The 23443-nt window shown below is 65.5% G+C and carries 22 protein-coding genes, 1 tRNA gene and 1 pseudogene; 10 read left to right on the forward strand and 14 right to left on the reverse strand.

Annotated elements, in window-relative coordinates:
- Positions 1-182 precede the first annotated feature (182 nt).
- Positions 183-1550: an AmpG family muropeptide MFS transporter gene (locus tag UNPF46_RS28955; protein ID WP_100174941.1), complete on the reverse strand. Its 1368-nt coding sequence runs from the start codon at positions 1548-1550 to the stop codon at positions 183-185.
- Positions 1551-1691: 141 nt separating this feature from the next.
- Complete coding sequence (locus tag UNPF46_RS28960) at positions 1692-2888, reverse strand: DNA recombination protein RmuC (protein WP_181770168.1); 1197 nt, start codon at positions 2886-2888, stop codon at positions 1692-1694.
- A gap of 171 nt (positions 2889-3059) precedes the next feature.
- Between UNPF46_RS28960 and def the strand changes: the two genes are divergently transcribed.
- The 4 genes and pseudogenes from def (at position 3060) to UNPF46_RS28980 (ending at position 5927) form a co-directional block, all read left to right on the forward strand.
- Positions 3060-3584: a peptide deformylase gene (gene def / locus UNPF46_RS28965; RefSeq protein ID WP_142252269.1), complete on the forward strand. Its 525-nt coding sequence runs from the start codon at positions 3060-3062 to the stop codon at positions 3582-3584.
- Between the two features lie 210 nt (positions 3585-3794).
- Complete coding sequence (fmt, locus tag UNPF46_RS28970) at positions 3795-4718, forward strand: methionyl-tRNA formyltransferase (protein WP_142252270.1); 924 nt, start codon at positions 3795-3797, stop codon at positions 4716-4718.
- A 113-nt stretch (positions 4719-4831) separates the two neighbouring features.
- Positions 4832-5569, forward strand: coding sequence for a tRNA pseudouridine(38-40) synthase TruA (truA, locus tag UNPF46_RS28975; protein ID WP_142252271.1), 738 nt, complete (start codon positions 4832-4834; stop codon positions 5567-5569).
- A gap of 23 nt (positions 5570-5592) precedes the next feature.
- Positions 5593-5927, forward strand: a pseudogene (locus tag UNPF46_RS28980) (GIY-YIG nuclease family protein).
- Positions 5928-6065: 138 nt separating this feature from the next.
- Here UNPF46_RS28980 and dapE read toward each other — a convergent pair.
- The 11 genes from dapE to rpmH all read right to left on the reverse strand — a co-directional run bounded on the left by dapE (position 6066) and on the right by rpmH (position 15915).
- A complete protein-coding gene (gene dapE, locus UNPF46_RS28985; RefSeq protein WP_142252272.1) occupies positions 6066-7232 on the reverse strand; it encodes a succinyl-diaminopimelate desuccinylase in 1167 nt (388 codons plus the stop codon).
- Complete coding sequence (locus UNPF46_RS28990) at positions 7229-7876, reverse strand: DUF805 domain-containing protein (protein WP_142252273.1); 648 nt, start codon at positions 7874-7876, stop codon at positions 7229-7231. Before UNPF46_RS28990 ends, dapE begins: the two co-directional genes overlap by 4 nt.
- 268 nt (positions 7877-8144) lie before the next feature.
- Complete coding sequence (gene dapD / locus UNPF46_RS28995) at positions 8145-8990, reverse strand: 2,3,4,5-tetrahydropyridine-2,6-dicarboxylate N-succinyltransferase (protein WP_100174948.1); 846 nt, start codon at positions 8988-8990, stop codon at positions 8145-8147.
- 205 nt (positions 8991-9195) lie between these two features.
- Positions 9196-9885: a pyrimidine 5'-nucleotidase gene (locus UNPF46_RS29000; RefSeq protein ID WP_142252274.1), complete on the reverse strand. Its 690-nt coding sequence runs from the start codon at positions 9883-9885 to the stop codon at positions 9196-9198.
- Positions 9886-10080: 195 nt separating this feature from the next.
- The gene (locus UNPF46_RS29005; RefSeq protein ID WP_142252275.1) at positions 10081-11067 is read right to left on the reverse strand and encodes a DUF1036 domain-containing protein; all 987 of its coding nucleotides are present in this window, start codon (positions 11065-11067) and stop codon (positions 10081-10083) included.
- A 155-nt stretch (positions 11068-11222) separates the two neighbouring features.
- Positions 11223-12110, reverse strand: coding sequence for an acetylglutamate kinase (argB, locus tag UNPF46_RS29015; RefSeq protein ID WP_100174951.1), 888 nt, complete (start codon positions 12108-12110; stop codon positions 11223-11225).
- A 252-nt stretch (positions 12111-12362) separates the two neighbouring features.
- Positions 12363-12728, reverse strand: coding sequence for a DUF423 domain-containing protein (locus tag UNPF46_RS29025; RefSeq protein ID WP_142252304.1), 366 nt, complete (start codon positions 12726-12728; stop codon positions 12363-12365).
- A complete protein-coding gene (gene yihA, locus UNPF46_RS29030; RefSeq protein ID WP_142252277.1) occupies positions 12728-13381 on the reverse strand; it encodes a ribosome biogenesis GTP-binding protein YihA/YsxC in 654 nt (217 codons plus the stop codon). The genes UNPF46_RS29025 and yihA overlap by 1 nt, the downstream gene beginning before the upstream one ends.
- A 105-nt stretch (positions 13382-13486) precedes the next feature.
- Positions 13487-15337: a membrane protein insertase YidC gene (gene yidC / locus UNPF46_RS29040; protein WP_100174955.1), complete on the reverse strand. Its 1851-nt coding sequence runs from the start codon at positions 15335-15337 to the stop codon at positions 13487-13489.
- 16 nt (positions 15338-15353) lie between these two features.
- Positions 15354-15752: a ribonuclease P protein component gene (rnpA, locus tag UNPF46_RS29045; RefSeq protein ID WP_142252278.1), complete on the reverse strand. Its 399-nt coding sequence runs from the start codon at positions 15750-15752 to the stop codon at positions 15354-15356.
- Between the two features lie 28 nt (positions 15753-15780).
- Positions 15781-15915, reverse strand: a complete 135-nt coding sequence (gene rpmH, locus UNPF46_RS29050) for a 50S ribosomal protein L34 (protein ID WP_008542748.1) — start codon at positions 15913-15915, stop codon at positions 15781-15783.
- 361 nt (positions 15916-16276) lie between these two features.
- Between rpmH and UNPF46_RS29055 the strand changes: the two genes are divergently transcribed.
- The 4 genes from UNPF46_RS29055 to UNPF46_RS29070 all read left to right on the forward strand — a co-directional run bounded on the left by UNPF46_RS29055 (position 16277) and on the right by UNPF46_RS29070 (position 19583).
- Positions 16277-17776 (forward strand): sensor histidine kinase, encoded by a 1500-nt coding sequence (locus UNPF46_RS29055; protein ID WP_100174957.1) that lies wholly within the window; start codon positions 16277-16279, stop codon positions 17774-17776.
- Between the two features lie 271 nt (positions 17777-18047).
- Positions 18048-18124: transfer RNA gene (locus UNPF46_RS29060), tRNA-Arg, on the forward strand.
- An 84-nt stretch (positions 18125-18208) separates the two neighbouring features.
- Positions 18209-18565 (forward strand): 6-carboxytetrahydropterin synthase QueD, encoded by a 357-nt coding sequence (gene queD, locus UNPF46_RS29065; protein ID WP_142252279.1) that lies wholly within the window; start codon positions 18209-18211, stop codon positions 18563-18565.
- A 115-nt stretch (positions 18566-18680) separates the two neighbouring features.
- A complete protein-coding gene (locus UNPF46_RS29070; protein WP_142252280.1) occupies positions 18681-19583 on the forward strand; it encodes a hypothetical protein in 903 nt (300 codons plus the stop codon).
- Between the two features lie 15 nt (positions 19584-19598).
- On the opposite strand, the gene UNPF46_RS29075 is transcribed toward UNPF46_RS29070, so the two are convergent.
- Positions 19599-20375 (reverse strand): IclR family transcriptional regulator, encoded by a 777-nt coding sequence (locus tag UNPF46_RS29075; protein WP_142252281.1) that lies wholly within the window; start codon positions 20373-20375, stop codon positions 19599-19601.
- A gap of 184 nt (positions 20376-20559) precedes the next feature.
- Here UNPF46_RS29075 and UNPF46_RS29080 point away from each other — a divergent pair, with 184 nt between their 5' ends.
- Together UNPF46_RS29080 and UNPF46_RS29085 are read left to right on the forward strand one after the other, a co-directional pair.
- Entirely contained in the window at positions 20560-21351 is a 792-nt protein-coding gene (locus UNPF46_RS29080; protein WP_142252282.1) for an enoyl-CoA hydratase/isomerase family protein, read from the forward strand.
- A 3-nt stretch (positions 21352-21354) separates the two neighbouring features.
- The gene (locus tag UNPF46_RS29085; RefSeq protein ID WP_142252283.1) at positions 21355-23442 is read left to right on the forward strand and encodes an acetate--CoA ligase family protein; all 2088 of its coding nucleotides are present in this window, start codon (positions 21355-21357) and stop codon (positions 23440-23442) included.
- Position 23443: the final 1 nt, after the last annotated feature.

Here is a 23443-nt window from a genome sequence, read left to right on the forward strand (position 1 = left end):
GGCAGGTCGCATCTATCGACTTGACCAATGGCCAATCTGTCAGTGATGTGTCCGAACAGGCGTCAGCTATGTCTCCGGTCTAAACAGCAGGCGGGCGATCCAGTATTCCACAGACGACAGTGATTCCTCGACGGGCCGCGGCGTACTGGATGCCCCGCTCTTCGCGGGGCATGACGGGACCGTCACACCCGCACCGGCCCCAGCGCGTCGAAATGCCCGCGCCTCTGCAGCCAGGCCAGCAGCACCAGGCTCGGGATTGCCACCAGCACGCAGATCACGAAGAACAGCGGCCAGCCGGTCGCCGCGGCCACGAAGCCGGCCCCTGACGACAGATAGGTCCGCCCCACCGCCGCGAGCGCGGTGAGCAGGGCATATTGCGTCGCCGTGTGCAGCGGGTTCTGGCACAGCGCCGAGAGATAGGCGACGAAGATCACGGTGCCGATGGCGCTGGTGAAATTCTCGGCGCAGATCGCGAACGCCAGCGCCCATTGATTGGTGCCGACCACTGCGAGCCAGGAAAACGACAGATTGGCCAGTGCCTGCACCACGCCGCCGATCCACAGCGATGTCGCCAGCGGATAGCGCCGCGCCACGAAGCCGCCGGCAAAGCCGCCGATCAGCGTGGCGGCGAGGCCGACGCCCTTCACGATCGCCGCATAATCGTTGCGGGTAAAACCGAGGTCGATCACGAACGGCGCGGTCATCGTGCCGGAGAACGCGTCGGTGAACTTGAACAGCACGACGAAGGCGAGTGCGACGAGGGCATCCTTGCGCGTCAAGAATTCCGAGAAGGCGCCGACCGCCGCGTGCAGCACGCGCGTGAATGCGCTGTCGGCCTGTGTCGCGGCATCGGCCCGCTCCGATTGCTCGGGCTCGGTCGCGGCCAGTGCCGTGATCGTGCCGATCAGCACCATCGCCGCCATCACCACATAGCCCCACATCCACGCCGAGGTGCGGGTGATGCCTGTGCTCTCGAAGCCGGAGACGATGAACAGCGCGCCCGCGGTCGAGACCAGCATGCCGATCCGGTAGGCGGCGACGTAGGCGGCCATGCCGGCGGCCTGCTCGCTCTCGGGCAGGCTCTCGACGCGGAAGGCGTCGACCACGATGTCCTGCGTCGACGACATCGTCGCCACCAGCAGCGCACCGAGCGCGACGTAGAACGGCGAGCGGCCGGGGTCGGTCATCGCGAGCAGCAGGATCGCGACGATCAGCAGCAATTGCGAGAACAAAAGCCAGCCGCGCCGCCGCCCGAACGCGCGGGTGAACAGCGGCACATGCAGCGCGTCCACCAGCGGTGCCCACAGGAATTTCAGCGTGTAGGGCGTGCCGACCAGCGCGAACAGCCCGATGGTCTTGAGGTCGACACCGGCCTCGCGCATCCACACCAGCAGCGTCGAGCCCGACAGCGCCAGCGGCAGGCCGGACGAGAAGCCGAGGAACAACACGATCAGCACCCGCGGCTGCAGGTACACGGCCAGGCTGTCGCGCCATGAGGTCGCAGGGGTTTCGGTGGCGGCAGTTCCGGAGGTGGCGTCGGGTGCTGTCATGAGGCGGTGTTAGCAGATTCTGGCCGTGATGCCTCTGCCACAAATCCCGTCATGCCCGGGCTTGTCCCGGGCATCCACGTTCGTGGTGCCGTTGAAAAGTCCGTGGATGGCCGGGACAAGCCCGGCCATGACGGCACAGCGTCACTCCCCCGCCTGGAGCTTCCGCGGAAACAGCTCGCCCGCGCCCGCCACCAGCTTCGGCCCTTCGGCTGCATCGCTCTTGCTGAAATCGAGCTCCTCGATCCGTCCCGCGCGCTTCTCGATCTTGTCGGCGGAGATCAGGATCTGGCGGACGTCCTCGTTCGCGTCGGAGAAATGTTTCTGCAGCTTGACCACGCGGTCCCTGAGGCGTCCCAGATCGTCGCCGAGCTTGATCACTTCGGTCTGGATCTGGTCGGCGGCATCGCGCATGCGCGCGTCCTTCATGATCTGCTGCATCACCTGGATCGCTAGCATCAAGAGCGAGGGCGACACCAGCACGACGCGGGCGCGGTAGGCCTTCTGGATCACGTCGTCGAAACCGTCATGGATTTCGGCGTAGACCGATTCCGACGGCACGAACATCAGCGCCATCTCCTGGGTCTCGCCGGTGATGAGGTATTTTTCGGCGATGTCGCTGACATGCTTCATCACGTCGCCGCGCAGCCGCTGTGTGGCGATGCGCTTCTCCTCGTCGCTGCGGGCGTCGTGCAGCGCCGTCATTGCTTCCAGCGGGAATTTCGCGTCGATGCAGAGCGGACGCTGGTCCGGCAGGAACACGACGCAATCCGGCCGCTTGCCGGTCGAGAGCGTGAACTGGAATTCGTAGGCGCCCTTTGGAAGACCGTCCTGGACGATCGCCTCCATTCGCGCCTGGCCGAAGGCGCCGCGCGACTGCTTGTTGGCGAGCACGTCGCGCAACGTCGTCACCTGGGTGGTGAGGTCGGTGAGGTTCTTGTGCGCGCTGTCGATGATGCCGAGCCGCTCGTGCAGGGCGCGCAGGCTCTCCATGGTGTTGCGGGTCGAGTGCTCCATGGATTGGCCGACGCGATGCGTCACCGAATCCAGCCGCTCGTTGACCGCCCGCGCCATCTCGGCCTGACGTCCCGCCAGCGCCTGGGTCATGGCATCGACCCTCCCTGAGGATTCGCTCTGGGCGCGCAGCACCTCGCTGAGGCGCTCCTCGAGCTCGTCGGCCCGGATTGCGTGCGCCATCGCAAGTTCCGCCCCGCGCCGCCCGGAGCGCGCGATCACCACCGCAATTGCCACCAGGAGGATGAGGACGAGCGCCCCGAAGCCGATCAGCGCATCGATCGTGCGCACCGGCCAGTCGCCCAGCATGAAAATGATCTCGTTCATGCCAGCCCTTCTAGCCGATTCGGCCGTTCGCACGAACGAATAGCGAACATTTCCGGTGAATGCCCGGTTAATTTTTATGGTTAACGAAATGCGAAGTTTTATGGTTAGCGAGGGGTTAACGGGGTTCCGCCCCGCATTGACCGCATCCGGCATGGGGCTTAAATCGCGGCCATGGCCCTCAGAGAAATCATCATCCTGCCCGACAAGCAGCTGCGTCTGGTCTCCAAGCCGATCGAGAAGGTCACGGCCGAGATCCGCAAGCTTGCCGACGACATGTTCGAGACCATGTACGACGCGCCCGGCATTGGCCTCGCTGCGATCCAGATCGCGCAGCCGCTGCGGCTGATCACCATGGACCTCGCCAAACGCGACGAGAACGGCGAGACCAAGCCGCTGCCGCGCGTCTTCATCAACCCCGAGATCCTAGCCTCGTCCGAGGAGCTCTCCACTTACGAGGAAGGTTGCCTGTCGATCCCCGAATATTACGAGGAGGTCGAACGCCCCGCGAAGGTGCGCGTGCGCTTCACCGATCTCGACGGCAAGGTGCACGAGGAGGACGCCGAAGGCCTCTATGCCACCTGCATCCAGCACGAGATCGACCATCTCAATGGCGTGCTGTTCGTCGACTATCTGTCGAAGCTCAAGCGCGACCGCGTCATGAAGAAGTTCGAGAAAGCCGCCAAGCGCGCGGAGTGAGCTAGTGTGAACGCTGCCCAGTACTCCGCTGCGCTCCCTCCCCCCTTGTGGGGGAGGGCGGGGGAGAGGGGTAGCCCAGGCGGAAGTCTATCCGTCATCCGTATCGAGTGAGTGCCGCGAACGCTTGCGCCGACAGAGCGCGTCGTGTGGCACCCCCCCCCTCCCTAACCCTCCCCCACAAGGGGGGAGGGAACGTACCGAGTTCTTGTCATGCCCCTTCGCCTCATCTTCATGGGCACGCCCGATTTCTCCGTGCCGACGCTGCTCGAGCTCGTTGCGCATGGCCACGAGATCGTCGCGGTCTACACCCGCGCGCCGAAGCCGGGCGGGCGGCGCGGCCTGCAGTTGCAGCCGACCCCGGTCGAGGAGGCCGCGCGAAAGCTCGGCATTCCCGTGCTGACGCCGAAGACGCTGAAGACCCAGGAAGCGCTCGACGAGTTCAGCGCGCTCGATGCCGATGCGGCCGTCGTCGTCGCCTATGGCATGATCCTGCCGCAGGCGATCCTCGATGCGCCAAGACTCGGCTGCTACAATCTGCATGCTTCGCTCTTGCCGCGCTGGCGCGGCGCCGCCCCCATCAATCGCGCGATCATGGCAGGCGATGCCGAGAGCGGCGTGATGGTGATGAAGATGGATGTCGGCCTCGACACCGGCGACGTCGCCATGGCCGAGCGCCTCGCAATCACCGACAACATGACGGCGCTCGACCTGCACGATCGCCTCTCCCGCCTCGGCGCCGACCTGATGGTGCGCGCGATGGCCGCGCTCGATCGCGGCGGGCTCCAGCTTAGGAAGCAGAGCGAGGACGGCGTCACCTATGCCGCCAAGATCGACAAGGCCGAGGCGCGGATCGACTGGACAAAGTCGGCGCACGCCGTGCTGCGCCACGTCCACGGCCTGTCGCCGTTCCCCGGTGCCTGGGCCGAGCTGGAAAATGCGCGTGTGAAAATCCTGCGCTGCGAGCTGGCCAAGGGATCGGGGGAGCCGGGCGCGGTGCTCGACGACCAGCTCACGATCGCCTGCGGCGAGGGCGCCATCCGCATCATCGAGCTGCAGCGCGAGGGCAAGGGCCGGATGCAGGCCGCGGACTTCTTGCGCGGCGTACCGGTGAAGGCAGGTGCGCGATTCAACTAGCCGGCTCGTCATACGCGGGCTTGACCCGCGTATCCATCTTCTAACAAAACTCTTTTCTGGGCGATGGATTGCCGGGTCAAGCCCGGCAATGACGCCGGACAAAGCTGGACACGATGCCCCGCTACAAGCTCACCATCGAATATGACGGCGCGCCGTTTTTCGGCTGGCAGGTGCAGGATACGCTGCCCTCGGTGCAGGGCGCGCTGGAGGCCGCCGTGAAGGCGATGACCGGCGCGGATTTGCGGGTGCATGGCGCCGGCCGCACCGATGCCGGCGTGCACGCGCGCGGCCAGGTCGCGCATGTCGATGTCGACAAGCAGTTTCCGCCTGGCCGGTTTCGCGACGGGCTCAACGCACATCTGCGCCCGCATCCGATCGCGGTGCTGGAGGCTGAGGTGGTGCCCGACAGTTTCGAGGCGCGCTTCTCGGCCGTGAAGCGCCACTACCGCTATCGCGTCGTCAACACCCGCGCCAATCTCGCGCTCGATATCGGCCACGCCTGGCGCGTGCCGCGCAAGCTCGACGCCGAGGCGATGCATGCGGCCGCGCAGCGGCTGCTCGGCAAGCACGACTTTACGACGTTTCGCGACACCGAGTGCCAGGCCAAATCGCCGGAGAAGACGCTCGACCAGCTCGACGTGATCCGTGACGGCCGCGAGATCACGATCGTCACCTCGGCGCGCTCATTCCTGCACAGCCAGGTGCGCTCGATGGTGGGCTCGCTGGTCTGGGTCGGCGAGGGCCGCTGGACCGCCGACGACCTCTCCGCGGCGCTGCATGCGCGCAACCGCGCCGCCTGCGGCATCGTGGCGCCGCCGGAGGGGCTGTATCTGATGCAGGTGGATTATTAGATCGTGATGCCACCACAGCCGTCATGGCCGGGCTTGTCCCGGCCATCGACGTGCGTCAACATGCGACTATGCATGGTGGATGGGTCTACATCCTGGCGATCGCCCCCAACGGCATTCTGTATGTCGGTGTGACCAGCGACATCGTTCGTCGCATCTACGAGCATCGCAACGGACTCGTGCCCGGCTTCACCAAGAAGTACGGCGTCAAGCTGCTCGTCTATTTCGAACGCTATGAGGACATCCAAACCGCAATCCAGCGAGAGCATAACATCAAGCACTGGTCACGCACGTGGAAGGTCAGGCTGATCTGAGGGACAATCCCGAATGGAAGGATCTCTACGACACCTTTATCCAGTGAGGCATGCCAAACTCTTGCCACATCGTCATGGCCGGGCCTGTCCCGGCCATCCACGCCCTTGCTTAACGGGAGCGCCGAAAACGTGGATGCCCGGGACAAGCCCGGGCATGACGGCGGAGTGTTTGGCAATATAAGCCCTCACCCAAAATACCGCGTCAGGATCCCGCGATACACTTTCGTCAGCTTCTCCAGATCGGCCACCGGCACCCGCTCGTCGACCTGATGCATGGTCTGGCCGACCAGGCCGAACTCGATCACTGGGCAATAGCTGGAGATGAAGCGCGCATCCGAGGTGCCGCCTGATGTCGACAGCTCGGGCTTGCGGCCCGTCACCTCCTCGATCGCGGCGACCGCGAGGTCGGTGAACGGGCCGGGTTTGGTCACGAACACGTTGGAGTTCGAGGGCTCCCAGACGATGCGGGCCTTGATGCGGTTGCCGCACGCCTTTGCGAGCCGCGTCTCGACCAGCTCGCGCAAGCTCGCCTGGGTGTGGTTGTCGTTGTAGCGGATGTTGAATTTTGCGCGGGCTTCGCCGGGGATGACGTTGAAGGCCTTGTTGCCGACGTCGACCGAGACGAATTCGAGATTGGAGGCCTGGAACTGCGCGCTGCCGTGGTCGAGCGGCTCGTCGGAGATCGCAACGATCAGTCGTGAGATATCCGGTACTGGATTGGAGGCGCGGTGCGGATAGGCGACATGGCCCTGCACGCCGTCGACATAAAGCGTGCCCGATTGCGAGCCGCGGCGGCCGACCTTGATGGTGTCGCCGAGCGTCTCGACATTGGAGGGCTCGCCCAGCACGCAATGGTCGAATTTTTCGCCGCGCTCGGCGGCCCATTTGAGCAGCTTGATGGTGCCGTTGATGGAGACGTCTTCCTCGTCACCGGTGATCAGGAACGAGATCGACCCTGTCCCATCCGCCCGCGGCTTGCCACCATTGGCGGCGAGATGCTCCAGCACTGCGGCAACCGAGCAGGCGATGCCGCCCTTCATGTCGACCGCGCCGCGGCCGTGCAGGACACCGTCCTTCACCTCGCCGGAGAACGCGCCGACGCTCCAGGCGCTCTCGTCGCCGGGCGGCACCACGTCGGTGTGGCCGGCAAAGGTGATATGCGGTCCCTCGGTGCCGATCCGCGCATAGAGATTGTCGACGTCGGCGATGCCTTCTTCGCTGAACGTCACGCGGTGGCAAGTGAGGCCTGCGGCGCCGAGGACTTTTTCAAGCACCCCGAGCGCACCGGCGTCTTCAGGGGTTACCGAGGGGCAGCGGATGAGATCGCGGGCAATGGAGAGAGCATCGGTCATACGCCCCGCTTAACATGCATGCCGCCGGGTGGGCTAGCGCTGGGCGGGACAATTTCGATCTCGCGGCCCTGGTCCCAGTTTTGCGCAGGGGGCGTGGCCGAACTGTCCTCGATCTCGAGAAGTGGATCGGGGCCGAAGCGGTTGTGCCCGGGGGTACCGGGCCGACAGAACATTTCGACGAAGCCCCACAGCCACAGGATGGAGAAAGGCAGGCTGAGCGAAAGGATCCAGCTTGACCCGGGCAGCAGGTCCGCGAACTGGCTGAACAGGCCGGGCAAGAAGAAGAACGGAACGATCCACCAGCCGCTCCTGTCGCGATCGTGCAGCCGCTTGATCGCCGTCGAAAGATAGATCCAGAAGAACAGCGCCATGCCGGATGTCTTGAGGATCGCGGTCGCGAGATCGGCGGATGCCAGCGCGTGGGAGGCACGGGGATCGACCAGCTTGAAGAGGTCGTCGAGGCCGAAGTCGAAATCGAGCTCGATGCCGAGCTTCAGGGTGGATCTGGACCCTGCGACGATCCCGATGACCTGACCGGCGATCTCCAGCAAGCCCGCCAGCAGCGCGACGATCAGCAGCGCCTGCCACAGCAATGCGCGGTTGATGCGGCCGTCGAAGCGGAAGAGATACCAGGTCCAGTCCATACGAAGGGCTCCGGGCGGTCAGGACCGCCCGGAGATTGGTCGCGATGCAGGCAGGGAGGGTTCGATGCCGTTCCCGACCCGTCATCCTGAGGCACGAGTGGCGCGATGCAGAGCATCGCGCCGGGAGCCTCGAAGGAGGAACGGCCGCGATGTAGCCGGCAGCCGGGCCGTCGCCCTTCGAGGGCCGCTGAAGGAGCGGCGCCTCCAGCGACAACGGCTTCGCCGTTGCCCGGGGGGGACGGTGAGAGAGCGGAGCCCGTAGTCCCGATCAATCCCGCAGCAACTCGTTGATGCTGGTCTTGGAGCGCGTGCGCTCGTCGACGCGCTTGACGATGACGGCGCAGGCGGTGCTCGGGCCGATCTGGCCGTTCTTCATCGGCCTGCCGGGCAGCGCGCCGGGCACCACCACCGAGTATTCGGGGACCTCGCCCATGAAGACCTCGCCGGTCTCGCGGTCGACGATCTTGGTCGAAGCGCCCAGGAACACGCCCATCGCAAGCACCGCGCCCTTGCGCACGATCACGCCTTCGGCGACCTCGCTGCGCGCGCCGATGAAGCAATCGTCCTCGATGATCACGGGCTCGGCCTGCAGCGGCTCGAGCACGCCGCCGATGCCGGCGCCGCCGGAGATGTGCACGCGCTTGCCGATCTGGGCGCAGGAGCCGACGGTGGCCCAGGTGTCGACCATGGTGCTCTCATCGACATAGGCGCCGAGATTGACGAAGGAAGGCATCAGGACGACGTTCTTGGCGATGAAGGCCGAGCGGCGGACGACGGCGCCCGGCACTGCGCGAAAACCGGCGTCACGAAAACGGTTTGGGCCCCAGCCTTCGAACTTCGAGGGCACCTTGTCCCACCAGCTCGCCTTGCCGGGACCGCCGGCAATGACGTCCATGTCGTTGAGGCGGAAGGACAGCAGCACGGCCTTCTTCAGCCATTGATTGACCTTCCACTTGCCATCAGTGCCGCGCTCGGCAACGCGCGCCTCGCCCTTGTCCAAAGTCTCCAGCGCCTGCTCCACGGCCTCGCGCACCTCGCCCTTGGTCGAGGTCGAGATGCCGTCGCGCGCGTCGAACGCGCTGTTGATGGTGGATTCGAGGGCTGCAAGCGACATCGGAATTTCCTCTGGGAAGCGGGAATTTTGAAGGATTAGGGCGCTTTTTCGGGATTTGGAGGGGCGGAGTCAAGGCATACTCGGCCGTCATCCCGGGCAAGCGGGTGATGAGTCCCGTAGCCTGGATGGAGCGAAGCGCAATCCGGGACGGTCTCCCCGCGGCGAGATGCCCCGGATGACGCTGCGCTTCATCCGGGCTACGGACCTACCGAGAGAGCCCGCCCAAAAACCCAGTCAGATCATCAGTGACGTGATCCACATGGGCCGCGTCCCGGCCCTCGAGTTCCCAATCCTCACGCACCACCTCTTTCGTCCCGTCCGGCACCACCAGCACGGTGGTCATGCCGAGCGCGTGGGGGACGGTGAGGTTGCGGGCGAGATCCTCGAACATCGCGGCGCGAGTCGGGTCGACGGCATGGTCGCTCAGAAATTTCCGGTAGGTCCGTTCCGCCGGCTTGGGTTCGAACTCCGCGGCGATGATGTCGAACACGCCGTCGAAATGTGCGTTGAGGCCGAGCCGCGCCAGCACGGCGTCGACATGATCGACCGAGCCGTTGGTGAGGATCAGTTTTCGCCCCGGCAGCTTGGTGATGGCCGCGCCGAGCGCCGGGTTCGGCTCCAGTGGCGAATGGTCGATCCTGTGGACATAGGCGAGGTAGTCGTCGGCGGAAACGCCATGCAGGGTCATCATGCCGCGCATGGTGGTGCCGAAGCGCAAATAGTAATCCTTCTGGAGCTTTCGCGCTTCCGCCGGCGTCACCTGCAGCCAGCTGGACACGAACTCGGTGATCCGCACATCGACCTGCTGCCACAGATTGACGTGATGCGGATAGAGCGTGTTGTCGAGATCGAACACCCAGGTGTCGACGTGAGTGAAGCTGCGGGGCGAGGTCATATCAACATCCTCAGCTCGTCGTCCCGGACAAGCGCAGCGAAGCGGAGCGCCGATCCGGGACCCAGCCACAGGGAGAAATTGTTTACGGGATCGTGGTGATGTCTCGCGCCACAACCAAATCCTGTGGTTATGAGTCCCTGCGTTCGCAGGGACGACAGCGGAGAGTTTGGTCCCACCGTCATCACATCAACACCATCACGGCACGGCAAACCGCAGCGTCTTGCCGCCGCTCGACATGTCCACCACACCAAATCCCGTCGCCGCAAATCCCCGCGCGCCGCAATCGGTCTGTTCATTGGTCTCGAACTTGGTCTCGCGCGTGCAGAGCTGCCTGTCGCCGCCCCAGTTCAGCGGTCTGTCCTTCAGCTTGACGACGCGGTTGTCGGCGTCGACGGCTTCCGCGAAGCTGAAGATCTGCTTCGGCTGGCCGGTCACGTCAGGGTGCAGGCAGGTCTTGGGATCGATGCGATACCAGCCGCGGCTGGTCACGGACTTGCCGTCGTCGGTCGCGATCGCCGCCATCACCTTGTGCGGGGTGTCGTTGCACCAGGTGAGGCCGGTGGCGGACGGCGTCTGCACCGCGTCGACCATGGTCTTGAAGAAGTTTGGCGAGCCCACGATGTCCGACGACAGGCCGCGGCTCTTCAGGAACGCGGCGAGCGCGGCCTGCGTCTTCGGCCCGTCGACGCCGTCGATTGGTGCTGCGTCGTAGCCTGCGATCACCAAGAGGCGCTGGATGCCGGCAAGGCGCGCCTGCTCGTCGTCATATTCGGAATCTTCGGCGAGATAGGCAATGAGGTTGCCGTCCGTCCCTTGCGTCGGCGTCACTTGCGTGAATGCGACCTGGGTTTGGCCGCTGCGGCATTGCCGCGCCGCCGCGATGACAAAATTGTCCTGCGCGACACAGAGCATGTCGCTGCCGCTCTGCGGGATCGGGGAGGCGCCATAGACGCCGAGCGCGCGGGCGTTGAGCAGGATACGGTCGGCGGTCAGCGTGCCCTGCACCACCACGCGGCAGGTGGCGGGATCGATCCTGAACCAGCCGCGCGTTGCGGTCGCCGCCTTGTCGTCGATGCCGATCGCGGCTTCGACCACATAGGACATGCGGTTGCAGATCTTGAGGTCGGCGAAAGCAGGCGCGGAGGAGAAGAAGAGCGAGACGGCCGCAGCCGGCAGCGTCATTAGGAAGCGGGTGAGGACCGAGCGGCGCGGCCGCTGAACTCTCCGCTCGTCATGCCCGGGCTTGACCCGGGCATCCACGTCTGCGCTGCGAGAAAGGTCGTGGATGGCCGGGACAGGCCCGGCCATGACGTTCTTTCGTCGATGCGTCCAGCTCATCACTTGTGGATCAGCGTGCCCGTGCCCTGGTTGGTGAACAGCTCGAGCAGCACCGCATGCTGCATCTTGCCGTCGATGATGACGACGCCCTCGACGCCCTGCTCGAGCGCGTAGATGCAGGTCTCGACCTTCGGGATCATGCCGCCGGAAATGGTGCCGTCGGCGATCAGCTTTCGCGCGTCCTTCACCGAAAGCTGCGGGATCAGTTTCTTCGACTTGTCGAGCACGCCCGGCACGTCGGTGAGCAGCAACAGGCGCTTGGCCTTCAGCGCGCCGGCCACCGCTCCGGCAAAGGTGTCGGCGTTGACGTTCAGCGTCTGGCCTTCCTTGGAGGTCGCGAGCGGCGCCAGCACCGGGATCAGCTCGTAGCCGATCAGCTGGTTGAGCAAAGTGAGGTCGACCTTTTCGGGGTCGCCGACGAAGCCGAGATCGACGGCCTTCTCGATGTGCGAGCCCGGATCGACGATGGTCCGCGTCGTCTTCGTCGCCTTCACCATGTTGGCGTCTTTGCCCGACAGGCCGACGGCCTTGCCGCCGGCCTCGTTGATGTAGCCGACGATCTGCTTGTTGACGGAGCCGGCCAGCACCATCTCGACGATCTCGATGGTGGCGGCATCGGTGATGCGCAGGCCCGCGGCGAATTCCGACTGGATGCCGAGGCGCTTGAGCATGGTCGCGATCTGCGGCCCGCCGCCATGCACCACCACCGGGTTGATCGCGGTCTGCTCCAGCAGCACGATGTCGCGCGCGAAGTTCTTGGCGGTCTCCTCGTCGCCCATGGCATGGCCGCCATATTTGATGACGATGGTTTCCTCGTCATACTGCTGCATGTGCGGCAACGCTTCGGACAGGATGCGGGCCTGGTCGAGCGGAGAGATGTCGGTCATGTCGGGGTCTCGCTGGCGGGACTAACGCGGCCTGCGTTCTATCCGATTGGCGGGCGTGGCGCAAAGTGTGGTCTTCGTACTTACCCTCCCCTGGAGGGGGAGGGTCGATCGCGCGCAGCGCGAGCGGGGTGGGGTGACGGTCTCTCCGCGATGAGTAGTGCCCGAGTGGAGAGATCACCCCACCCCGGCTCACATTTCGCTGCGCTCAATGTGAGCCGACCCTCCCCCTCCAGGGGAGGGTAAGAGAAGGCGTCACTTCCGCGCCACCACCGCCGCGAGCGTCACCGCCAGCCAGCCCAAAATCATCACCGTTCCACCGGTCGGCGCCGCCATTGGAAACAGCGCGTGGCCGGCATAGTGCCGCAAGGTGAGGTCACCCGCGAACAGCGCGGCGCCGATCACGAAGCCGCATGCGGCGACCAAGCCAATTCCGCCGTGCAGAAGGCCACGCGCGAGCAGGGCTGTGGTCGCCAATATGGCGGTTGCATGAAACAGCAGCATGGCGCTCGCCGTGGCGAGCCGGCTGGCATCCGCGCCGTGGGCGGAGGCTGCGGCCAGCGCGACGCCGGCGGCGCCCATCAATCCGGCGAGCCCGATCAGGAGGCGGTGCGCCACCATTACTTGCTCCGCTCTTCCAAGAGCTTCGCCATCGCGGCGCGCAGGCTCTCCATGCCGGCCGAGCTGCGTGACGAGGTCGCGAGCACGTTCGGGAACGCGGCCGGATGTTTTGCCAGCGCCGCCTCGGTCTCGGCGATGCGCGCTTGCAGCTCGGAGGCCTTCACCTGGTCGGCCTTGGTCAGCACGATCTGGTAGCTGACCGCGGAGCGGTCGAGCGTCTGGAGCACCTCGAGGTCGACGTCCTTGATGCCGTGCCGTGCGTCGATCAGCACGTAGACGCGCGCGAGGCTGGCGCGTCCGAGCAGGAATTTGTGGATCAGCTCGGTCCAGGACGCGACCTGGCTCTTGGGCGCCTTGGCATAGCCGTAGCCGGGCATGTCGACGAGGCGCAGGTCGTTCTTGCCGGGGACCTCGAAGAAGATCAGCTCCTGGGTGCGGCCCGGCGTATGCGAGGTGCGCGCCAGCGCGTTGCGGCCGGTGAGGGCGTTGATCAGGCTGGACTTGCCGACATTGGAGCGCCCGGCAAAGGCGACCTCCAGCCCCGCCATCGGCGGCAGCGTCTGGATCGAGGGCGAGGCCCAGATGAACTGCCAGTCGCGGGCGAACAGCTTTCGCCCGGCCTCGATCAGCTTCGCATCTTTGTCGTCGGTCATGCGAGGCTCTTTGCTTGCTGTCATTCCGGGATGGTCCGAAGGACCAGACCCGGAATCTCGAGATTCCGGGTTCGATGCTGCGCATCGCCCCGGAATGACGGGGACTTACGTCGCCTTCCTCGCGAACGTCGCCTTGAGATTGTCGAACAGCTCCACCTTCACGCCGTTGCGACGCATGATGTAGCTCTGCTGGATCACCGAGAGCAGGTTGTTCCAGGCCCAGTAGATCACGAGACCCGCCGGGAAGCCCGCCAGCATGAAGGTGAAGATCAGCGGCATCCAGTTGAAGATGATCTGCTGCGTCGGATCGGGCGGCGTCGGGTTCAGCTTCATCTGGAACCACATCGTGATGCCCATGATGATCGGCCAGATGCCGAGCGCGAGGTAATGGCCGAACACGGGAATCGTGGTCGGGTCGACCGGGATCAGGCCGAACAGGTTGAACAGGTTGGTGGGGTCCGGCGCCGAGAGGTCCTTGATCCAGCCGTAGAACGGCGCGTGCCGCATCTCGATGGTGACGAACAGCACCTTGTAGAGCGAGAAGAACACCGGGATCTGGATCACTACGGGAAGACAGCCGGCGACCGGATTGATCTTCTCCTTGCGATAGATCTCCATCATCTCCTGCTGCTGCTTCACCTTGTCGTCGGGATAGCGCTCTTTCAGCGCCTGCAGCTGCGGCTGGATCGACTTCATCTTCGCCATCGAGGCGTAGGACTTGTTCGCCAGCGGGAAGAACAAGAGCTTCACGATCACGGTCACGAGCAGGATCGAGATGCCGAAATTGCCGAAGAAGCGGTAGAAGAAGTCGAGGCCGAGGAACATCGGCTTGGTGATGAAGTAGAACCAGCCCCAGTCGATCAAGAGATCGAAATGGTTCAGTCCCAGCTCCTTGTTGTAGCCGCCGAGGCCGGCGAACGGGAACACGCCGACGACGCCGGCCTCCTTGGCGCCGGCGAACAGCCGCGCATTCGCGGTCGCCGTGCCGCCGATCGCGACGGTGACGGGGTCGAGCAGATAGTCGGTCTGGTAGGTGTGGACGTTGCCGACCGGGTTCGACGAGAAGCGCGCCTGCAGCGGGGCATTGGTGTCGGGCAGCAGGGCCGAAGCCCAGTATTTGTCGGTGATGCCGAGCCAGCCATTGGTGGCCTTGAAATCGACCTTCTTGGCTTCGTCGATCTTCTTGTAGGCATATTCCTGCAGGCCCTGGTCGCCGAGATAGCCGATCAGGCCTTCATGCAGGATGTAATAGCCGGAGACCTGCGGGGCACCGTGGCGCGAGATCAGCGCGAACGGATAGAGCGTCACCGGCGCATTGCCGACATTGCTCACCTCGTCCTTGACGGTGAAGAGATAATGGTCGTCGACCGCGACGGTACGGCGGAAGGTGAGGCCGTCGCCATTGTCCCATTTCAGAACCACCGGATTCGTCGGCGTCAGGCTGCCGCTGCCGTCCTGCTGCCAGACGGTCTGGGCATCAGGCATCTTCGCCGTCACGCCGGTCGCCGCCACCCAGCCGAACTCGGCGTAATAAGGCTCTGCGGTGCCCGAGGGCGAATAGAGGATGATCGGCGGCGACTTCGGATCGACGGTTTCGCGGAATTGCACCAGCGCGATGTCGTCGATGCGGCCGCCCTTCAGCGAGATGCTGCCGACGATGCGCGGCGTGTCGATCTTCACGCGCGGGCTGGCGGCAATCGCGGCATCGCGCGCAACGACCGGCTGGGCCGCCTGGTTTGCGCCCGGCGTTGCCGGCTGTGTCGCGCCACCCGGCTGCGGCGCGGCGCCCGGGGTTGCGGAGGCGGTCGGTTGCGGCGTGGTCTTCTGCAACTCGGCCTGTGCCTGCTGCTGGGCGCGCTGCTTCTCCATCGCCGGCACGTTGTAGAAATACTGCCAGGCGATCAGGACGAGGCCCGACAGAATGACGGCGAGAATGGTATTGCGATTGTCGGTCATCTCTAATGTCTCGTCATCAATCTGGTTTGCGGCTGGCAGCGGCAGGGACGCCTGGCTTCCGGCCACGCCCCTTCGAGGGGCCTCTGGCCGTATGCCGCGCGGGCTTCGAGAAGGCTATGCGCAGATCGTCGAGCATGGTGGCGAAGTCGCGCGAAAGCGCGTCCCTTCGTCCGACCAGGACATAATCATGATGAGGCTGCATCGATACCGGATCGAGCCGCTTCACCAGTTCGCGAAGCCGGCGCCGGATGCGGTTGCGCTCGGGGGCGTTGCCGTTCTTCTTGGTGACGGTGAAGCCGATCCGGACCGGGCCCTGGTCATCGCGGTGGCGGCTTTGCAGGACGAACGCGGGACTATTCACCCGCGCGCCATTGGCAACGGCGAGGAAATCCGCCCGCTGCCTCAGCCGATCCATGATGATATCCCGGAAAAGAGGGTCCGGCTCAGGCGCTCAGACGCTTGCGGCCGCGGGCGCGGCGGGCGGCGAGAACCTTGCGGCCGCCGGCAGTGGCGAGACGGGCACGGAAACCGTGACGGCGCTTGCGCACCAGTTTGCTGGGTTGATAAGTCCGCTTCACGGGTTTTTCTCCGCTGACCGGGCAATTTGCCTGTAGAATTGATGGTAAAGCCCGGAAGATGCGGCCCCAAACGGGCCTTTTTCGGCCCCAAGAGAGCCGCTCCCGGCGTTCACACCGGGTCATCGCGGACAATTTGCGCGGCTTATAAGGTAGCGCCTTGTTTTCGTCAACGCCGCACAAGCGTACGTTTCCGGTGAATATCGCTGTTTGCGCGGGGTTTTTAACCCTTGAGGTGGCGACTCGCGATATCAGCGCTTACATCCCACCTCAGCAGATTAGCGATCCGTAATTTGACCGGACCGGGGTCGGGCCGCATCTTCCTACCGCCAATCCTTCACACGCCGCAGCGAGGGCGAATTTCGTGGCAGCGACAGACCTCCAGCCGATCCAGGATCAGGATCAGCCGGACCAGCCGGCGGTGCGCCCCCGCGGGACGCGCGGGCTCGGGCTGTCGGGCAAGCTGCTGCTGCTGACCGTTCCCCTGGTGATGATCGCGGCCAGCCTGCTCTATGTGCCCGCCATCGCCAACTTCTGGGTCAACCGCCTGAACGACCGCGTCGCGGCGGCCAACACGGCCGCGCTGGTGCTGGATGCGGCGCCGCTCGGCATGGTTCCCGATTCGCTGTCGCGGCAGATCCTGAAAAGCATCAATGCCCGCGCCGTCGCCATCAAGATGGGCCAGCAGCGCCGCCTGCTCGCCAGCGACAACATTCCGGCTGCCATCGGGCACGACATCGACCTCCGCGACATGACGGCCTGGGAGGCGATCACCGGCTCGTTCCGGATGATGCTGGAGACCGGCAACCAGGCCATCCGGATCGTCGGGCCCGGGGTCGGCAATGCCCAGTTCATCGAGATCGTCACCGACGAGCTGCCGCTGCGGCAGCAGATGTATCGCTTCTCCCGCAATGTCGTGGTGGTCGCGCTCATCATCGGTGTCCTGACCGCGGGCCTGGTCTATCTCGCGCTCCATTATCTCTTCGTGCGCCCGATGCGGCGGCTGACCGCGAGCCTGGTCGGCTTCCACGAGAACCCCGAGAGCTCGGCGGGAATCATCGTGCCGAGCCAGCGCAGCGACGAGATCGGGGTCGCCGAGCGCGAATTGTCGGACATGCAGCGCGATCTGATGTCGATGCTGCATCAGAAGAGCCGGCTCGCCGCCCTCGGCCTCGCGGTGTCCAAGATCAACCACGATCTGCGCAATCTGCTGGCTTCGGCCCAGCTGCTGTCGGATCAGCTCGCCAGCGTGCCGGATCCGCGGGTGCAGCGCTTTGCGCCCAAGCTCGTGCGTTCGCTCGAGCGTGCCATTGCCTTCTGCCAATCGACGCTGTCCTACGGCCGCGCCCAGGAGGCCGCGCCCGACCGCCGCATGATCCTGATCGAGCCTGTCGTGCTGGAGGTGCGTGAGACCGCAGGTCTTGCCTCCGACGCTTCGATCGCCTGGGTCGCCGCGATCGAACGCGGGCTCGCCATCGATGCCGATCCCGATCAGCTGTTCCGCGTGCTGCTCAATCTCGTGCGCAACGCCGCCCAGGCGCTGGAGAGCCATGCCTCGGGCGACGGTGGCCCGCAGCAGATCCGGATCACCGGAAAGCGCGAAGGCGCCGTGGCGATCATCGAGGTCTCCGACACCGGTCCCGGCGTGCCCCAGAAGACCAGGGACCATCTGTTCGAGGCGTTCCAGACCTCCGGCCGCCCCGGCGGCAGCGGTCTCGGCCTTGCCATCGCCGCCGAGCTGGTCCGCGCCCATGGCGGCGACATCCATCTGGTCGAAGGCACCATCGGCGCCACCTTCCGCATCGTCATTCCCGACCGCCCGGTGGAGCTGCTCTCCATCCGCAACGAGCGGCAGCGGGCGTAGTCGGCCAGCGGCCGACAGTCTCTCGTCATTCCGGGACGGGCCAAGGGGCCGGGCCCGGAATCCATAACCCCGGCTGGTGGTTACGGATTCCGGCCTCGTGACTTCGGCGCGCGCCGGAATGACGGCCAGTAAGGTGGAAATACGCGAAAATCTCCCCATCCCGGACCTTGCCAATCGGGAAAAGAGCGGCTAGTCAGAGCGCTCTTTCGCACCCCTCCGGCGCTGTCCGGAGGCTGCCTGCGGGCTTAGGCCCGCACTGTTCGCGAAAAACGCGCCCGTAGCTCAGCTGGATAGAGCATCAGACTACGAATCTGAGGGTCGGACGTTCGAATCGTTCCGGGCGCGCCATTCTTCGCCGAAAGGTCAGGACCAAGCAGCATCTGGTCGCCAGACGGGCCCGAGACCGGATGGCTACGCCGTGTGAGGAGCTGGATGAGGATATCGCAGGCGTTCAAGTTCGAGGCGGCGCATCGGCTGCCGAACGTGCCCGAGACCCACCGATGCCGCCGGCTGCATGGTCATTCCTATCGGGTCGAGGTCCAATTGGACGGGCCGGTCGATCCGCACACCGGCTTCGTCGCCGATTTCTTCGACATCGAAAACAGCTTCGCCGACATCATGGGCGCGCTGGACCACCACTGCCTGAACGAGGTCGAAGGCCTCGAGAACCCGACCGCCGAGAACATCGCGATCTGGATCTGGGACCGGTTGAAGCCGAGCCTTCCCCAACTGTCGGCGGTCCGCGTTTATGAGACGGCGGATTGCTGGGCCGAATATAGCGGGCAGTGACGACGGCCTCGCGATGACCCGGGCAGGGCTGCCTGGGAAGGGCCTCGGACGACGAATCTGCGGGGCGCACGTTCGCATCGTTCCGGGCGCGCGATTTCGATAGTAAGTTCGCCCCATGCGCACCATCGATCGCCTGTTCTCCGGCCTCCTCCTTTTCCTCGCCATCGCCGCCGTCTCCGTGCTTCCCGTGCGCGCGGCTGAAACCTGCCCGTTCATCAGCGCCAAGGAGCTCGCCGGCGCGATGCCGGCGCTCAAATGGTCGCTGATTTCAAATCAGGACGGCCGCGGCTGCATCTACCAGGCCGGGCGCGGCGACACGATGATGCTCTCCGTGTTCCGCAATCCCGACAAGGACCGCGCCAGGGAATTGTACGCGACCTTCGTCAAGACGCTCAGCGAGCGCATGCCGCTGAGTGCGGTGTCCGGCATCGGTGAGGAGGGCCAAGGCGGGACGACCGCTGCCGGCGCGGAGCGCCAGGAGGCTTCGGTCGTCGCCTTGTCAGGCGACTACATTCTGCAGATCAGCGTCTATCCGATCGGCCGCCGCGCCGATGACGCGCTGCTCGGGCCGATCACCGAAGCTGCGCGTACTGCCATCGCCAATGTGAGCCGGAGCAGCGAGCGGTTCGGCACTTGCGAGTGGCTTACGGCCGCGGATGCCGATGGCTTTCTCGACGCGGGAACGCTGACGGTGCAGCGGACCGGCGCGGGCAGCTGCATGATGTTCGATCGCGAGGCCAACACCATGACCGTCGCGGTGATCGCCACCTCGCGCGACACCGCCGCCGGCATGATGAAGCGTGCAGGCCCCTGCAAGCACGTGGCGATCCCCGAGCTCGGCAGCGAAGCCTTCGGCGAGCATTCCTGCACCAAGGGCAACGGCAACGCCGTCACCATCTATGTCTGGAAGAACGGCAGGCAGGCCTCGATCCTGTTCGCGCCGGTCAAGCCGCATCCGGAGTCAGGCTCGGTCGAGCGCCTGAAGGCCGTCGCTGCGCGGGTCTATGGAAAGCTGTGACGGGGCTGATCGACGTCACCGTCCCGCCAGCACTTCCTTGCACTTCGCCGCGAAGGCGGTGAGGTACGCGCCGAGCTCGTTCGCCAGCGCATCGGAGCGCTCGACATTCTGCAGGCTCATGTTGAGCGCATAGACCGGGAGGCCCTCGAGCACGATGGGCGTCGCGACGGCGAGAACGGCGGGCTGCCATGACACCGCGCAATAGCCGTCGCGCTCGAGGGCGCTGATCGATCGCCTGACGTCCGTGAGCAGCGCCTTGGTCGCCGCCGCGGTGCGCCGCTTGAACTGCTTCAGCAATCGCTCGCGCTCGGCTTCTGCGATGCCGGCGAGGTAGGCGCGGCCCAGCGACGTCAACTCCATCGGCACCTGCTGGCCGGCGACGACGTTGCGCAGCGCCGCGCGCGGGCTGTAGCGGATCGATTCCAGATACACCATCATGGTTCGATCCGCGGTGGCCAACCCGACGTTGAGCCGGCGCTTCGCCGATTCCGCCCGCATCATCGGTCCGATCGCGTTGAGCACGGGTGATCCCGTTCGCATCGCGTGACCGATGCTGATGACGGAGGCGGCAAGGCGGTAGGTCCGCTGGTTCCGGACTTCGTCGAGCATCCCGGAATTGACCAGCGTTCGCGTCAGCCGGCTGACCGTCGAGCGCGGCAAGCCTGTTCGTTCCGCGATCTCGCCATTGCCGAGCGTGTCGACGCCGGGCCGGAACGCTCGGAGGATCTCGATGCCGCGTTCGAGCGACCGGTTGCCGTCAACTCCGCCCGCATATCTGCGCGCCTGCGCCATGTCCCAGCTCCGCCGCCGTTTCCACTTAGTGGAATTAGGGGGATGTCGCGGCCCGTGCAAGCCGCTACAGGCATGAGGAAGAAGAATGCCCGGCCGCGCTGGCTCGACGAGGAAACGGCACGGCCCGAATCGACATCCGCAATGCGCCGCGGTGATCGATCCGACCCCACCTGAGGAGCCCGCCATGTCCTATCAGCTCATCGAATTCTCGCTTGAGGCCGGTGTCGCGACGATCGCCTTCAACCGCCCGGAGCGGCGCAACGCCATGAGTGACGAGATGCGTGCCGAGTTCGTCGGCGCGCTCGAAACCGTGGCGCGCGACAAGGCGATCAGGGCGCTGGTGCTGACCGGGCGCGGCAACGCCTTCTGCGCCGGCGGCGACATCAGCGGCATGAAGCGCCGGCTCGAGGCGCCGCAGGGCGAGGTCGCCTTCAACGGATGGAGCCGTCAGCAGGGGGTGCATCACGTGCAATCGCTTCTGCTGGGCCTGCCGAAGCCGACCATTGCCGCCGTCAACGGCGCCGCAGCCGGACTCGGTGCGGATACTGCGCTCGCCTGCGACTTCGTGATGGCAACGGAGCGGTCGAAATTCACCTGGTCCTACATCAAGCGCGGTCTGGTCCCCGACGGCGGCGGGCTGTATTTCCTGCCGCGCCGGGTCGGGCTTGCGAGAGCCAAGGAGCTGATCTTCACCGGACGCGTCGTCGAGGCGGACGAGGCGCTCGCGCTCGGCATCGTCGACCGCAAGGTGGCGGCGGCCGAGCTGCTGCCGGCCGCGCAGGCCTGGGCGACCGAATTGGCGGAGGGGTCTCCCACCGCGCTCGCGCTGAGCAAGAAGATCCTGAACGAGACCTTCGAGCATTCCGCGCACGACATCTTCAGCCTCGGCAGCCAGGCGCAGGCCATCTGCTACACCAGCACCGAGCATCGCGACGCCGTGACGGCGTTCCTCGCGCAATCCGCATCGAAGGGCTGAGCAATGGACGCGATCGAACGCCTGATCCGGCCGCGCAGCGTCGCAATCATCGGCGCGTCCGCAGACCCGAGCAAGACGTCGGGCCGGCCGGTGTCCTATCTGAGGAAGCATGGCTTTGCGGGTGCGATCTATCCCGTCAATCCGAAGGTCGCGGAGATCGATGGTCTCACCTGTTACCCCGATGTCGCCTCGCTGCCTGATGTGCCCGACGTCGGCATCGTCCTGCTCGGCGCCGAGCGCGCGCATATCGCGGTGCGCGAATTGTCCGAGCGTGGTGCCGCCGCAGCGATCGTGCTGGCCAGCGGCTTCACCGAAACGGGCGCGGAAGGCGCCGCGCGCCAGGCCCAGCTCATGCAAGCCGCCGGCTCGATGCGGATTCTCGGGCCGAACACGATCGGCCTCGTCAATCTCACCGACAATATAGTGCTGTCGGCGTCGGGTGCGCTGGCGATGGATCACTTCGCAGCTGGGTCCATCGGGTTGATCTCGCAAAGCGGAGGCATTCTGGGCGCCTTGCTGTCGCGCGCTGCGGCGCGCGGGGTGGGGCTGTCCAAGCTGGTGTCGACCAGCAACGAAGCCGATCTCGAGCTCGCCGATTTCATCGACTGTCTCGCCGGCGACAGCGCGACCAAGGTGATTGCGCTTTATATCGAGGCGATCCGCAATCCGGCTCGGTTTCACGAGGCGGTCCTGAAGGCGCGCCGCGCCGGCAAGCCCGTTGTCGCCTTCAAGATCGGTCGCTCGGAGGCGGGCGCACAGGCGGCCGTCTCGCACACCGGCGCGCTGGCCGGCTCGGACCGCATGTATGATGCCTTGTTCAGGCAGCTCGGGGTGATCCGCGCCAGGACGTTCGAGGATCTGCTCGACATTCCCGCGGCCCTTGCCGCGGGACGGAAGCTTGCCGGCCGGCGTGTTGCGATCCTCACCTCCACCGGCGGCGCCGGCACGATAGTATCAGACAGTCTCGGCGTCGCCGGCTTCGTGACGCCCGCACCCGATGCGGAGACGGCCGCGCAATTACGCAGCCTGCAGTCGGGATCGCATGCCAATCTCGATCGCAATCCGATCGACGTGACCCTGGCCGGCCTGCAGCCGGACCTGCTTCGCGGCGCGATCCGCATTCTGCTCGCAAGTCCGTCCTACGACGCGCTGGTCGTCATTGCCGGCTCGTCGGCCGTGGGATCGCCGGGCCTGATGGCCGATGCCATCCACGACTGCCTGCCGCTCAGCGACAAGCCGGTCATTGCCTATGTCAGTCCGCACGCGCCCGAGGTGGTGTCCGTCCTCACCCGGCGCGGCGTCCCCGCCTACACCTCGGCCGAGAGCTGCACTGCCGCGCTCGACGGGCTGTTGCGGGCGGGAATGCCGGAGCAGGTCCAGACATCCGGCCTGTCCCGGACGAGCGCCGACATCAGCGACATCCCGACAGGTTCGCTCGATGAGGCACAGGCCAAGGCGCTGTTCGCCCGCTTTGGCATTCCCGTCGCGGCAGAGAGAGTGGTCGCAACGTCTGACGATGCAGAACAGGCGGCGCGCGACCTCGGCGGCCGGGTCGTGCTCAAGATTCTCTCGCGCGAGATCGCGCACAAGAGCGATGTCGGCGGCGTCGCGGTCAACCTGACGACTGACACGATCGGCGAACGCCTGACGGCGATGGCCGATGAGGTCGAGACCAGAACCGGGACGCGACCCCGCCAATTCCTGGTTCAGGAGATGATCTCGGGCGGCGTCGAAATCATTCTCGGAATGCATCGCGATTCCCTGGGCACAGCGATCCTGCTCGGCATGGGCGGTGTCGCGGCCGAGCTGTTCAAGGACACCACGATGCGTCTGCTTCCACCGAGCGGCGGCCTCGATCTCTCCGAGGCGAAAGCGATGGCGCGCGATCTCGTCACCTGGCCGTTGCTCGACGGCTTTCGAGGCCGGCCGAAATACGACGTCGACGCGCTGGCAAGTGCAGTCGTCGCTTTCTCGCACATGGTCGCACGCCTCGGTGATCGCCTCTCGGAGGCCGAGATCAATCCGGTGTTCGTGCTGCCGGCGGGCCAGGGCGTGAAGGCGGCGGACGGATTGGTGGTTCTCAATGTCTGAA

This window comes from Bradyrhizobium sp. UNPF46 (genome assembly GCF_006658625.1).
Taxonomy (GTDB): Bacteria; Pseudomonadota; Alphaproteobacteria; order Rhizobiales; family Xanthobacteraceae; genus Bradyrhizobium; species Bradyrhizobium nitroreducens.

What these genes read in the sequence shown, in the direction of transcription:
- UNPF46_RS28955 (WP_100174941.1), bottom strand. Translation starts at nt 1,550, where the DNA reads ATGACAGCACCCGACGCCACCTCCGGAACTGCCGCCACCGAAACCCCT.
- UNPF46_RS28960 (WP_181770168.1), bottom strand. Translation starts at nt 2,888, where the DNA reads ATGAACGAGATCATTTTCATGCTGGGCGACTGGCCGGTGCGCACGATC.
- def (WP_142252269.1), top strand. Translation starts at nt 3,060, where the DNA reads ATGGCCCTCAGAGAAATCATCATCCTGCCCGACAAGCAGCTGCGTCTG.
- fmt (WP_142252270.1), top strand. Translation starts at nt 3,795, where the DNA reads ATGCCCCTTCGCCTCATCTTCATGGGCACGCCCGATTTCTCCGTGCCG.
- truA (WP_142252271.1), top strand. Translation starts at nt 4,832, where the DNA reads ATGCCCCGCTACAAGCTCACCATCGAATATGACGGCGCGCCGTTTTTC.
- dapE (WP_142252272.1), bottom strand. Translation starts at nt 7,232, where the DNA reads ATGACCGATGCTCTCTCCATTGCCCGCGATCTCATCCGCTGCCCCTCG.
- UNPF46_RS28990 (WP_142252273.1), bottom strand. Translation starts at nt 7,876, where the DNA reads ATGGACTGGACCTGGTATCTCTTCCGCTTCGACGGCCGCATCAACCGC.
- dapD (WP_100174948.1), bottom strand. Translation starts at nt 8,990, where the DNA reads ATGTCGCTTGCAGCCCTCGAATCCACCATCAACAGCGCGTTCGACGCG.
- UNPF46_RS29000 (WP_142252274.1), bottom strand. Translation starts at nt 9,885, where the DNA reads ATGACCTCGCCCCGCAGCTTCACTCACGTCGACACCTGGGTGTTCGAT.
- UNPF46_RS29005 (WP_142252275.1), bottom strand. Translation starts at nt 11,067, where the DNA reads ATGACGCTGCCGGCTGCGGCCGTCTCGCTCTTCTTCTCCTCCGCGCCT.
- argB (WP_100174951.1), bottom strand. Translation starts at nt 12,110, where the DNA reads ATGACCGACATCTCTCCGCTCGACCAGGCCCGCATCCTGTCCGAAGCG.
- UNPF46_RS29025 (WP_142252304.1), bottom strand. Translation starts at nt 12,728, where the DNA reads ATGGTGGCGCACCGCCTCCTGATCGGGCTCGCCGGATTGATGGGCGCC.
- yihA (WP_142252277.1), bottom strand. Translation starts at nt 13,381, where the DNA reads ATGACCGACGACAAAGATGCGAAGCTGATCGAGGCCGGGCGAAAGCTG.
- yidC (WP_100174955.1), bottom strand. Translation starts at nt 15,337, where the DNA reads ATGACCGACAATCGCAATACCATTCTCGCCGTCATTCTGTCGGGCCTC.
- rnpA (WP_142252278.1), bottom strand. Translation starts at nt 15,752, where the DNA reads ATGGATCGGCTGAGGCAGCGGGCGGATTTCCTCGCCGTTGCCAATGGC.
- queD (WP_142252279.1), top strand. Translation starts at nt 18,209, where the DNA reads ATGAGGATATCGCAGGCGTTCAAGTTCGAGGCGGCGCATCGGCTGCCG.
- UNPF46_RS29070 (WP_142252280.1), top strand. Translation starts at nt 18,681, where the DNA reads ATGCGCACCATCGATCGCCTGTTCTCCGGCCTCCTCCTTTTCCTCGCC.
- UNPF46_RS29075 (WP_142252281.1), bottom strand. Translation starts at nt 20,375, where the DNA reads ATGGCGCAGGCGCGCAGATATGCGGGCGGAGTTGACGGCAACCGGTCG.
- UNPF46_RS29080 (WP_142252282.1), top strand. Translation starts at nt 20,560, where the DNA reads ATGTCCTATCAGCTCATCGAATTCTCGCTTGAGGCCGGTGTCGCGACG.
- UNPF46_RS29085 (WP_142252283.1), top strand. Translation starts at nt 21,355, where the DNA reads ATGGACGCGATCGAACGCCTGATCCGGCCGCGCAGCGTCGCAATCATC.